The organism is Roseibium aggregatum, assembly GCF_014692675.1.
GTDB lineage: Bacteria > Pseudomonadota > Alphaproteobacteria > Rhizobiales > Stappiaceae > Roseibium > Roseibium aggregatum_C.
The window spans coordinates 111,042-122,951 of the sequence record NZ_JABFCZ010000012.1; the positions used below are offsets into that span (position 1 = coordinate 111,042).

General features: G+C 63.9%; 10 protein-coding genes. 4 read left to right on the plus strand and 6 right to left on the minus strand.

Annotation, left to right across the window (positions count from 1 at the left end):
- Positions 1 to 42: 42 nt before the first annotated feature.
- Both HK439_RS12305 and HK439_RS12310 read right to left on the minus strand, forming a co-directional pair.
- Positions 43 to 798, minus strand: a complete 756-nt coding sequence (locus HK439_RS12305; RefSeq protein WP_190291804.1) for an enoyl-CoA hydratase/isomerase family protein — start codon at positions 796 to 798, stop codon at positions 43 to 45.
- The gene (locus tag HK439_RS12310) at positions 795 to 2,099 is read right to left on the minus strand and encodes a phenylacetate--CoA ligase family protein (protein ID WP_190291805.1); all 1,305 of its coding nucleotides are present in this window, start codon (positions 2,097 to 2,099) and stop codon (positions 795 to 797) included. Before HK439_RS12310 ends, HK439_RS12305 begins: the two co-directional genes overlap by 4 nt.
- 91 nt (positions 2,100 to 2,190) lie before the next feature.
- Here HK439_RS12310 and HK439_RS12315 point away from each other — a divergent pair, with 91 nt between their 5' ends.
- Positions 2,191 to 2,895, plus strand: coding sequence for a hypothetical protein (locus tag HK439_RS12315; RefSeq protein ID WP_190291806.1), 705 nt, complete (start codon positions 2,191 to 2,193; stop codon positions 2,893 to 2,895).
- On the opposite strand, the gene HK439_RS12320 is transcribed toward HK439_RS12315, so the two are convergent.
- The 3 genes from HK439_RS12320 to HK439_RS12330 form a co-directional block, all read right to left on the minus strand.
- Positions 2,882 to 3,661 carry a TIGR02186 family protein gene (locus HK439_RS12320; RefSeq protein ID WP_190291807.1) on the minus strand — a complete coding sequence of 260 codons (780 nt, stop codon included), beginning with the start codon at positions 3,659 to 3,661 and terminating at the stop codon, positions 2,882 to 2,884. The genes HK439_RS12315 and HK439_RS12320 overlap by 14 nt on opposite strands.
- Positions 3,658 to 4,587, minus strand: coding sequence for a sulfite exporter TauE/SafE family protein (locus HK439_RS12325; RefSeq protein ID WP_190291808.1), 930 nt, complete (start codon positions 4,585 to 4,587; stop codon positions 3,658 to 3,660). The genes HK439_RS12320 and HK439_RS12325 overlap by 4 nt, the downstream gene beginning before the upstream one ends.
- A 123-nt stretch (positions 4,588 to 4,710) precedes the next feature.
- Positions 4,711 to 8,784 (minus strand): peptidoglycan-binding protein, encoded by a 4,074-nt coding sequence (locus tag HK439_RS12330; protein WP_209011764.1) that lies wholly within the window; start codon positions 8,782 to 8,784, stop codon positions 4,711 to 4,713.
- Between the two features lie 464 nt (positions 8,785 to 9,248).
- Here HK439_RS12330 and HK439_RS12335 point away from each other — a divergent pair, with 464 nt between their 5' ends.
- Positions 9,249 to 9,713 carry a MerR family transcriptional regulator gene (locus tag HK439_RS12335; RefSeq protein WP_190291810.1) on the plus strand — a complete coding sequence of 155 codons (465 nt, stop codon included), beginning with the start codon at positions 9,249 to 9,251 and terminating at the stop codon, positions 9,711 to 9,713.
- A gap of 21 nt (positions 9,714 to 9,734) precedes the next feature.
- Here the strand turns inward: HK439_RS12335 and HK439_RS12340 are convergent, their stop codons facing one another.
- A complete protein-coding gene (locus HK439_RS12340) occupies positions 9,735 to 10,640 on the minus strand; it encodes a LysR substrate-binding domain-containing protein (protein ID WP_190291811.1) in 906 nt (301 codons plus the stop codon).
- 133 nt (positions 10,641 to 10,773) lie between these two features.
- On the opposite strand from HK439_RS12340, the gene HK439_RS12345 reads away from it, so the two are divergent.
- Positions 10,774 to 11,190, plus strand: coding sequence for a cupin domain-containing protein (locus HK439_RS12345; protein WP_190291863.1), 417 nt, complete (start codon positions 10,774 to 10,776; stop codon positions 11,188 to 11,190).
- Complete coding sequence (locus HK439_RS12350; RefSeq protein ID WP_190291812.1) at positions 11,187 to 11,747, plus strand: DUF4865 family protein; 561 nt, start codon at positions 11,187 to 11,189, stop codon at positions 11,745 to 11,747. Before HK439_RS12345 ends, HK439_RS12350 begins: the two co-directional genes overlap by 4 nt.
- The last annotated feature ends 163 nt before the right edge of the window (positions 11,748 to 11,910 follow it).

Sequence of the window (11,910 nt, forward strand, 5' to 3'; positions counted from 1 at the left end):
ATCTGGGATAGAGTTCTCAGTTTCTTTGCGCGCCGGCAGCCCTCACCCGAACCCCTTGATCCGCTTCGCCGTTTCCGGGTCCAGAAACCCCCTGACCGTCGCCTCCGTCTCCAGCGCCATGGCCATTTCCAGGCTGGCGCCGCCGGGTCTGGTGAGGATGCGGCGGAGGTCCTGGAGGGGGCCTTTGGGGAGGGCGGCGAGGCGTTTGGCGAGGGCGGTGGATTTTTCCAGGAGGTCCTTATCGGGGACGACCTCGCGGATCATGCCCCACTCGTGGGCCTGGGCGGCGTCGAAGCGGTCGCCGAACAGGATCATGTCGCGGGCGCGCTGGAGGCCGACGAGGCGGGGCAGGAGCTCGGTGACGCCGCCGGTGACGAACAGGCCCCAGGAGATTTCCGGGAAGAAGAAGCGGGTGCCCTCGGCGGCGAGGGCGAAGTCGCAGTTGATCACCCATTCCAGGCCGCCGCCGACAGCCCAGCCGCGGATCGCGCCGACCACCGGCGTGGTGCCGAGCACCATGGCGCGGGTGACGTCCTGGATGCGCTCCACGTAAGCCGTGGTCCCTGCCTCGTCGGAGACCTGGTCCTCGAAATCCTTCAGGTCGTCGCCGGAGCAGAAGGCGCGGCCCTCGCCGGTCAATACGATGGCGCCGACGGTCTCGTCCCGGTTCGCCTCGGTCAGCGCCTCCACCAGATCGTCCAGCAGCTCCGGCACGATGGCGTTGAGGCGCTCGGGCCGGTTGAGGGAAATCTTGCGGACGCCGTCGCCCAGGTCTTCGGTCAGAACGGTTCCGGTCATGATTTATCCTCTCTGATTATTCTTCTGGTCTTGCCCTCGGTGCGCGGCAGGGTGTTGAAGGGCACGATGGTGACCCTGGCGGTGATGCCGATGTCGCGCTTGAGGCGGCTTTCCACCGCTGACGCGAGGCCTTCGTCCGTCGCGGTTCCTGTAGCAAGCTCGGCTTCCACCGGCAGAACGTCGTAGGGGCCGGGTCCTGGAAGCACGATGCGGTATTCACCGGAGAGATTTTCGAACTGGTTGATGGTCGCCGCCACCTGGGTCGGGAAGGCGTTGATGCCGCGGATGACGACCATGTCGTCGGCCCGGCCGACCACCCGGAAGCGCGGCGCGGTGCGACCGCAGGGCGCCCTGCCCGTTCCGGTCAGTTCGATGATGTCGCCGGTGCGGAAGCGGACCAGAGGCTGGCAGTGACGGCGCATGTGGGTCAGGACCAGTTCGCCCCGCTCGCCCTCCTGCCAGGGCAGGACTCTCGCGGTTTCCGGATCGATCAGCTCGGGATGAAGAACATCCAGCGCCACGAAATGAAGATCGTTGCTCTCGTCCGTCTGGCCGGCGAAATTGCAGAAGACATCGGTAACGCCGTAATTGGCGTTGCGCACCTTGAAACCCCAGGTCTCCTCCATGCGGCGGCGGAAATCGGCGTTGTCGAGCCCGGCCTCGCCGCCGAACAGCCCGAGCCTCAGGCCGAGGTCACGCGGCTTCAGGCCGGGGAATTCCTCTTCGATCACCCGCTCCAGCACCGCCGGATAGGACGGGGTGCAGGAGATCGCGGTGATGCCCAGTTCCTGAATGGTGCGGATCAGAAGCCGCGTATCGCCGACGCCGAAGGGCACGACCGCGGCCCCCGTTGCCTCAAGCGTCATGTGGTCGGTCAACCCGCCCATCCACATGCGGTAGTTCAGGCAATGGACGACACGATGTCCGGGACCGAGGCCGCTTGCCGCCTGCGCCCTGCCGCCGACGACGGCCGTCTCGTGGGCATCCTGCGCCGACAGCACCAGGTTCATCGCCGTTCCCGTCGTTCCGGACGTCCGGTGCACGCGGGAGATCTCTCCCGGTTTCGCGGCCAGATAATCGCCGAAGGGGGGATGATCGCGCTGGCTCGTGCGCAGCATTTCCTTGTCGACCAGGGGCAGGTCCGGCAGGGCCTCCAGCCTTTCCGGTGGACGATGGGATCCCCAGGCCCGGCGATGGAGATCGGACCGGGCAAGCACATAGGCCCTTTGCGTCTCCCATAGGCGCTGGCGATGGGCGGCCAGCTCCGACAGATCTGCGAAATCGGCGCGGTGGTAGAGCATCACCGTCTCCAAAAATGATACTGATATCATTTTCATTTCCATATAACAGGTTTTGTGTCAATATCCGTGTAAGCAAGGAGGCAATAACGACATGCAGGCCAGGACTGCCGAACATCCGCTACCGGCCGGGACAGACCTTCGCTTTTCAGTCGTTCTGATGAACCGGGCGCGGGAGGCGGAGCGCAAGACGGAGCGGACACGGAACCGGCTGCTTGCCAGTCTTGCGGAGCACCTGACGGCGGGCATCGACCGTCGCGACCTGAAAGTCGCTGCGGTGACGGCGGCGGCAGATCTCGCCCATGGCACCTTCTACCGTTATTTCGATGACATTCGCGCCGCAACCGATGCCCTGATCGAGGACTTCGCCCAGTTTCTGCGCGCCACGCTTTCCCTTGAGCGCGACGGGGCACCCGGGTCCCGGGAACGGGTTCGGGGAACAAGCCTGATCTATGCGCGGCTTTTTGCCGACAATGCCGCGCTGATGAAATGCCTGTTCGACATGGGCAGCGAAAGTTCCGCCTTTGCCCGGTCCTATCAGGAGCTGAACCGTGCCTGGTACGAGCGGATGGCAGCGGCAATCGCGCGGCACAGGTCCGAGGCAGGCGTGGCATCCACGTCGGAAGAGACGCTTCCGATCGCCTATGCGCTCGGCGGCATGGTCGACGAGTTCCTGACCCAGATCTACTTACGCAAGGCGCCGGCCCTGGCGCATTTCGCGGACGATCCGGAAGCGGTCGCCGATCTCTTGACCGATCTCTGGCTGAAAGGCGCTTACGGGACTGTCAGTCCCTCTTGAAGATGACGCTGGCGAGCCAGCCGGTGAAGATCGCGAAGAACACGGCCAGGAGACCGTAGGCGACCGGCATCTTCTGGGCCAGGTTGTAGGTCACCTGCTCGAAGCCGGTCTTGGCGACATGCATCTTCGCTTCCGTCTTGGAAAGCAGGCTTCCCTGGTGCAGCAGGAAGCTTTTGACTTTGTAGGTGCCGACGGGAATATTGGCCGGCAGGGGAACATTGGTCCGGAACATGGTGCTGGTCAGGAATTCGATGGCCCCGGGGCGTTCGGAAAACAGCCCCTGCTGTTGGCGCAGGCGCAAGAATGCCTGGCGGAAATCGTCCCGCTCCGACAGGGGCACGGAGGAACGGCGGGCAATGGCCAGGTTCAGGTGATTGAGCCCGATCCGATATTCGTCCAGCAGTTCCCGCGAGCCGAGATCGCTCACCTTCGCCGTGCTGGCCAGCGCGTAGAACGCAGGCACGTTCTCGAAGGTCTCGTAATAACGGTTGACCCAGACCCCCAGGAAACGGCCCTTGCGCCGCGTCGTGATTTCCTGGGGCGGCCCCTCGACGACGATCACCAGATCATAGTCCCCGCTCCGGCTGATGCTGTTAACATCGCGCGACACCTGGCCGAAAATGACGATATCCGTTCCGGTAAAGTTGGACCGGATCGAGACGAGGTCCGAAGAGATCGCGGTAACCAGTTCCTCCGCGTGAACCGCCTTCGCGGAGGCGAGGCCGGCGAGGAAAGCCGCGATCGCGAGGGCGAGATAACGGATCATGACCCGGCCCCCGTCACGATCGCGATGGAATAGAGGTCTTCCGGCGTCAGCAGCAGATCGACGGCGAAGCGCATGCCAACGGCAAGTACCAGCAGCGCAAGCAGAAGGCGGAGCTGGTCGCCGCGCAGGTTCTGGCCCATGCGCGCGCCGAACTGCGCGCCGATCACCCCGCCGATCATCAGCGTCAGGGCAAGCACGATATCCACGGTCTGGGTGCTGACGGCATGGAGGACCGTTGCCGACGACATGGTGAACAGGATCTGGAACAGGGACGTGCCGATCACCACGGAGGTCGGGACGCGCAGGAGATAGATCAGCGCCGGGACCATCATGAAGCCGCCGCCGATGCCCAGCACCGTGCCGAGGAAGCCGATGATGCCGCCGAGCGCCAGGATCGGGATAACGCTGACATAGAGCTTGGACTGGCGAAACCGCATCTTGAACGGCAGGCCGTGGATCCAGTTGTGCTGGCCCGGACGGCGCGCGGTGACCTTCGCCCCGGTCTTGCGCCGGCGGATGGCGCGGATCGATTCAAACAGCATCAGGCCGCCGATGGTGCCCAGAAAGGTCACGTAGGACAGCGAGATCACGAGATCGAGCTGGCCGAGGGACTGCAGCAGATCGAACAGCATGACGCCGACGGTCGACCCGCTGACACCGCCGACCAGGAGCATGATGGCCAGCTTGAAATCGATGGCCCTGCGCCGCCAGTAGCTGATCACTGCCGATGCGGAAGAGGCGACGACCTGGGTCGTGACCGTTGCGACCGACACCGCGGGCGGAATTCCGGAAAAGATCAAAAGCGGCGTCAGCAGGAACCCGCCGCCGATCCCGAACAGACCCGACAGAAACCCCACGGCACCGCCCATGCCGAATATGACGAAGATATTGACCGGTATCTCGGCGATGGGCAGATAAAGTTGCACGATGGGCTGCCGGAGTTCATCGCAGCGCACGGCCTGCGCTGCTGGTGATTTCACACCCGGTTTAAGACCTTCCCTTGAAGATCTGTCAACCGGCGAAACTTGTTCAATACCGAATTGACGCGGTTAAATGGACTGGCTGTCCAGCTCCTTGATCAAATCCGCGTCAATCACCCCGGTTTCCTTGAGCCCGAGACTGCGCTGGAACGCCTTCACCGCGCTGCGGGTTCTCGGTCCCATCTGGCCGTCCGGCGTTCCGGTATCGAAGCCGAGCTGGTTGAGCTGGGTCTGCGCCTTGCGCACCATCGCCGTGTAATCGACCCGGTCCGAGCCACCGACCGAAGCGTTGGTCGCCCCGATCCCCGCATCCGCCCATTCCGGATCCGTTGCCACCTTGTTGGCCGACGGGTCAGGCGCCTTCAGCTTGAAATTCTCCACCGCCAGCCGGGCCTTCGCCAGTCCGGCCTGGTCGAGCGAATTGGCGACGCCGTCGCGTTTCTTGGCGGCATCCTGATCGCCCTGTTCGGCGGCGATCGCGAACCACTTGTAGCTCTGGGTCAGATCCTTCTCCACCCCCAGACCCCGGGCATAGAGAATGCCCAGATTGAACAGGCTGTCCTTGATGCCGTAGATGGCGGCGCTCTCGAACCACTTGGCCGCCTTGGCGAAGTCCGGTGCGCCGTCGGCGCCTTCCGCGTAAAGCACGGCAAGATTATGCATGGCCTTGGCGTTGCCGGCCTCGGCCGCCTTGAGGTACCAGTCCTTGGCCTTCGTCAGATCCTTTTCGACCCCGCGGCCTTTCTCGTAGAGGCTGGCCAGACGGTACTGCGCCGGAGCCAGCCCCTGATCGGCGGCCTTCTGATACCATTTCGCGGCTTCAGCCAGATCCGCGGGCACCCCGTCGCCCTCGGTGTATTTCACACCGACCAGGAACTCGGCAGCCGCATTGCCGCTTGCCGCGGCGCTGCGCAGGGCCATGGGCCCGACCGCTTCCGGAGGCAGGCTGGCCACCAGGCTTGCCGGATGGGTATCGGCCTTGGTCCCGGGTTTGCCCGGTTCGAATTTCGTTTCCGGCTGGACCTTTTCGCCGCCGAAGCTGCTGCTGACGCCTGCTGGCGGCGCAAAGGCCAGGTCCTCGCCGCTTTCGGCAGGGGCCATGACGTTTTCGGGAGCCGCGGCAGCGGCTTGTGAGTGCGGCTTGGCCGCAGGACCGGGGGTTTCGGCAGAGGCTGTTGCGGCCCGGACGGGCGCTGGCTTGCGGTCTGCATCGCCGGTCGCCGTCAGGTCCTTGTTTTCAGCACCGGGCTTCGGCGCGCTGACCTTCCCGGGAGCCGCTGCGTGATCGGCAGCGCCTGGCGGCGCCTTGACAGCCTTGTCCGGCATCCCGGCGACCTTGACCGGCTTGGCACCTGCTGCCTTGACGTCCGGGGTTTTGGCATCCGGCACCTTGGCGGCCGTCACCTGCGGCGCAGGTGTCTGGGTCGTCGCGGCAACCTTGGTATCGCCTGCTTCCGGCGCCATGGCCATCTTGAACACCTGAAGGGTGCCGATGGCCAGGACGACGGCGGCCGCCGCGAACAGGAGCGCGCGGCGGCGTCCTCCGCCGGACGGTTGCGGTTCTTCCGGAGCCGGTCGGTCACCCGGCAGCACGTGGCCCGGATCGGCGGACGGCTGAGCGGGTTCGGCAGATGCTGCTTTTTCTTCCGCGACAGAAGCCTCTTCTTCCCGATCCTGTTTCTTCCTGCCGCGCTTCAGTGCGCCCTTGAGCCAGCCGACACGCGCCTCGCTGCGGGCCTCGTCCCGTTCCGTGGACTGCGCCGCCATCGGGCTTTCGGCCTTCAGCTGCGCGGCTTCTTCCGAGGCGGCCTGGGCCGCCCGGCGGGCTGCGGCGATGAAATTCGCCTTGCGGTCACGGACCCGTTCCGACGGACGCTCCTTTGAGGCATCGACGGTCTCACGCGCGCCGGTATTTTCAGCGCCGGCACGCCCGCGTTTCGGAGCCAGGAAGGACCCTGCAGGCCGGCCGCTCGCGCTGCCTGACCGTTCCAGGCTTTCCAGGCGTTCCGTCAGGGAGCTGAGAACGGCCTGAACCCCGTCGAAGGTATTGCGCGTGCGTTCATCGGACCCTTCAGCGGCATCCAGCAGCCGTTTCAGATCGCCCTGGAGACCTTCGATTGCCTCGTCATAGTCCGCTGAACGGGCGGCAGGTGCGCCGCTGACGGCTTCGCGCGCCGCCTTTTGCGCGATATCGACGACATCGCGCCGGGTTTCCTGGAGACCGCTTTCGATGCGCGCGAGAGTTGTCGCCACATCCGACATGTCGCCGGTGCGGTCCGATGAGGTTTCCAGTTGTTCGGCAAGGGCTGCGACCTTCGCACCGAGCTGTTCCAGCCGGCTCTCGTCCAGGCCCGTGCTGCCCTGCTGGATCGCTTGCGCCAGATCGTTGATCCTCTGCTCCAGAGCTTCGGTGGAAGCGGGCGCGGCGACGCTTTCGCGCATCGCGCCGATTTCCGCGCGCAATTTGTCCAGATCCGCGGTCGTAACAGAGTCCCTGGGCTGTTCAAGCTGCTCGGACAGGACGTTCAGCCGTGCCTGCAATTGCGACAGGAGGCTCGTGTCAATACTGCTGCCGCGCGATGCGTCCGCGTCGAGCGCCGGGGCCGGCTTGGCGGCCTTTTTCTCGATCGCCTCGATCTTGCCGGTGATGGTGTCGAGCCGTTCGGCGATCGCGGAATAGGCGCCGTCATTCGCCGCTGCCGGTCCGGCCTGTTCCATCCGCTCCAGCCGGCCGACGATTTCATCGAGCCGGTTGTCGACCCGGTCGATGTCGGCACCCGCATCACTGTGAGCGCGGTCGTCGGAGATCATGCCGACGATTTCCTCAAGCCGGCCTTGCAGGCGGCTCAGGGTTTCCGGCGCCGGCATGCGCTCTTCCATGGCGCTCAGGCGGCTATCCAGTCCCTTCTGCTCGCGCGCCAGTTGCTCCAGGTCATCCAGACGATTGGAGACAAAGCGCATGCGGTCGTCGATGCCTTCGACCAGACCCTTGATGTCGATCTGCTCGATGAACTGGCGAACCTCCAGCAACTCGTTGCGCAGCGGTTCGATATCCGCATGGTTCTTGCGCTGAAGCAGCACTTCCATGCGTTCGGAAATGTCGCCGATCCGATCCTGGAGCACGAGAATATGCTCGCTGCGCGGCAAGGCGGCGAAAGCCTCCTCGATCTCGTTCAACCGGGAGGCCAGATTGCGCAGGGAGCGCGGATCGACCGCCCCCCGGGACAGCTCGTCGAGGCGCTGCAGGATATGGGCATAGCCGTGCTCCAGCGTCTGCAGGGAGCCTTCCACGTTTGTCCTGGCCATCATGGCCTTCAGATCGGAAATCTCCTTGCGGATATCCTTGGCCAGCAGATCGTCGTGACGGTCGACGCGAAGACGCTCGACCATGTCGGCCAGGCGGCGCAGTTCCGCGTTCTGCCGTCCCACCTTTTCATGAGTGCCGCGGGAATAGCCGCCGAGCGCATCGCGCAGGGATCCCAGTTCCTCGCGCACCCGGCCGTAGGCCTCCTCCTGCGGCTGGCGCAGGGCCTCGATCCGACGGCCGAGGTCCCTGTAGATATGGATCGCCGGATCCGGAGACCGTCGTCTGGAGCGGCGACGCGGCTGCCGGCGCGGGCGCTCGTCATAATCGTCCTGTTCGATGTCATCGAAATCATCCGGCTCATAGGCATAGGATGCCGGCCTGGGATCTTCGTAACGCTCTTCCGGGTCGCGTTCGTAACCGTCTTCATAGTCGTCATCATAGTCGGAACCGCCGGTCAGGTCCTGAACCTGCCGGTCGAGGCGCTCGAGAGCGCCGAGCACGTCGTCCAGACGGTCATTCGGGCGGTCGGCCAACCGATCATCCCGGCGGGGCGCTTCCGCCCGACGGCTGCGGCGGGGCTCCGGCCGTTCGCGCCGGACATCCCGGCCGGCCGGCCTATGGCGTCCGCCACGCTCGCGCGTGTCCAGCAGCCGGTCGAGTTCGTCGGCGACCGCTTCCAGTTCGTCTTCCCCGTTCGAATAATCCATGTGACCCGGCCCGAGCGCGGTTGCGGTTCTGGTCAGCCGCTCGATGCGGTCGAGTTCCGCACGGCGGGATCGTCTGGGGCCCGAACCTTCGAAATCATCGCGCAGCGGACGTCCGCGCCGATCCTGCATTTCGAAACGTTCATGCCCGCGGCGTCCTGCATCGCGGTTTTTCCAACCCGGCATGTCTTGACCCTGAACTGACGGTCTTCTGACCGCTGAAAAAGACGCGCTGCGTTGCGCCGAAACAAGGTACAAGTGGCATTGCAGCAGTTGGTGAATCTTTGTCCCTTCAGGGTAAACAGGGCGTTAATCGGAATAGCCAAATGCAAAAACTGCGGGTGCAAGCCTCCGCAAAATGTGCAGAAAGCCTGACCTGACGTCATTTCCAGCGTTAACGTAATTAAACGGTTATCGCCTTGCCCACTGGACGGTGACGTAAACGTAAGCTACACATAACCCCAACGGAAGCGGCTGCCATCCTGCGGTATCGCGATGCGTGAGCGGCTTCCGACACGATCAATCTCAGATACCTCGAGATCATTACGGCCGGCCCGGCCGCAATAAGCAACAATGTGAACACAGGCGAATACCCGATGAGCGAAGCCCTCTCCATCCTGAGCGACAATGAACTGGTCGATGTCGTCGCGGCGCGAGACGAAAGCACCAAGAAAACCCAATTCACGATCGGCGACCTCGCCAAGGAATTCGGCTGCACCTTGCGCACCCTGCGCTTTTACGAAGACAAGGGCCTGTTGAACCCAAAGCGCGACGGCATGAACCGGATCTACAACCGGCGCGACCGGGCGCGGCTGAAGCTGGTCCTGATGGGCAAGCGGGTGGGCTTTTCGCTGACCGAAATCCGCGACATGCTCGATCTCTATGACCTGCGCGACGGCCAGGTGACGCAGCTGCGCGTCGCGCTCTCGCGTTTCAACGAGCAGATCGCCATCCTGGAAGTCCAGCGCAAAGACATCGAACAGGCGATCGAGGAACTGTCGCGCACGGTCGAAATCGTCTCCGGCATGCTGAAGCAGAAAGAAGCCGAAGGCGAGGAATAAGGCCCCGCAGCTTACCCGTTTTCACACCGAAACCTGGCAGCTGTCCGGAAGAATGTCTGCCAGGGTCTCGCATAACATCGAAGCCAGGTGCTCAGCCGTCGGGCTCAAGGTCTTGCCGGCACGATGAAGCGTCAGCCCGAGCGACGGCAGTTCGGGAAGATCATGGGCGGCCGGATCCAGGACCCGCACCCCGTTCGGCAGGCCGATGGCTGTGCGCACGGAGATCCCGAGCCCCGCTGCGACCGCAGCGCCCAGGCCGGCAAGGCCCGGGCTCACGAACGCCAGGCGCCATGACCGGCCCTGCCGGTCCAGCCGATCGCAGGCGACCGACCTGAAAAGGCACGGCGCCTCCAATGCGGCCAGCGCCACCGGACCGCCACCGTCCGGGCGCCAGTCAGCATCCAGATCAGCCGCTCCCAGCCAGCACAACGGGACCTCGGCAATGCGCCGGGCGAAAGGCAATGTCTCCTCACCCGCCCAGGCAATGGCAAGGTCAAGATCGCCAGACCTGACCTTTTCGATCAGTTCGCTGTTGCGGGCGATGCGCCCCTCGATACTGACCCGGGGATGGGAACGGGCAAACCGGCCCAACACCTGGGGCAGAAGCGCGTCGCCGAAATCCTCCTGCAACCCCAGGCGCACCCACCCTTCCAGATCCGCATCCTTTACCGCACCGACCGCCTCGTCGTTCAGATCCAGGATCCGGCGGCCGTAAGACAGAAGCAACTCGCCGCTCGTCGTTGGTGCCAGCCCCCTCCCCGACTTGCGCACGAGGGACACGCCCGCCTGCTCTTCCAGCTTTTTCAGTTGCGCACTGATTGCCGATGTCGACCGGCCGAGACGGTCAGCGGCACGTGCGAAGGAGCCAAGTTCCATGCCGGTCACAAAGCTGCGCAGGGCATCCATGTCGAGATTGGTGAAGCGCATTCAATCATCCATTTTTTCAGGACTAATAATCAAATATTTCCTTATTTTCCGGATAATACTGCTGCTCTAGGGTGCCCGTGTCAATCAATGTCCCCGTTTATCCGGAGAGGAACCCATGAGCGTTGAATTTGGAATGAGCGACGCCTGTCCGCCCGAAATGAAGATTTTTCGTCCAGGCGCCGGCGTCAGCGAAGTTCCCGCGGGCATGTCGAACAAACCGTTCTGGTACGAGATGCTTCTCGGCAGCAAAACGGACGGGGAGAACACCGTCATGCGCGGTTTTGCCGGTCCGGGCGTTGTTACCCACTGGCACAGACATCCGCGCGGACAGGTCCTGATCGTGGTCGACGGTGTCGGCCAGGTGCAGCGGGACGGCGGCGACATCTGCGAAATCCGCGCCGGCGACTGCGTCTGGATCGCTCCGGGCGAACGCCACTGGCACGGCGCCGCACCAACGGCGCCTTTCAGCTACATCAGCATCCAGGGCGTCAAGGACGGCAGCGCCGTGGACTGGCAGGAACCCGTCGACCTTTCGGAGGCAGCACAATGATGGCGATGCAATACCACTTCGTGCTGCCGGCAGACTATGACATGGAGATCATTGCCCGGCGCATTCGCGACAAGGGACATCTGCTTGACGGGTTTCCCCACCTGCGTTTCAAGGCCTATCTCTTCGCCGACCGCAATGACTGCGATATCGGGACCTGCGACAATCTCTATGCACCGTTCTATCTCTGGGATGCGCCGGCGGGCGCCGACCAATTCCTCACGGGCCCCGGGTTCGACGTGCTGTCGCGGGACTTCGGCCGGCCGAGCGTGGAGACCTGGATCGGCTGGCATGCGGAGCTGGGCGACGATCTCTCCCGGGCGCGTTTTGCCAGCCGGGAGATCCGGCCGATCCCTGCATACAGCGACCTGCAGGCCCTGCGCGCCCGGACCGTCGAGGAGACGCAGACCGCGCTGACGGACAGTCAGGCCGTCGCCTGTCTCACTGCCTTCGATCCAACAAGCTGGAATACCTTGCGATTTTGCCTCTGGCAGTCACCGCCGGAACGCGGATCGGAGGAGACACGACTCTACAGGGTCGGCTACGTCGCCCTGCCCTAACTAAGGACAGCGCGCCTTCCGATCCTTTCAACAAGCTGAAACCGGGAAGAAATCTCCGGTTTTTCCATTGCTGATTTCAATCCCGCGCTATTATTCAAAAAAAGAGCACAGGTTGACGTTAGGACATCACTTGTTTCCCAGATGACAAACGCGTATCTGTCTC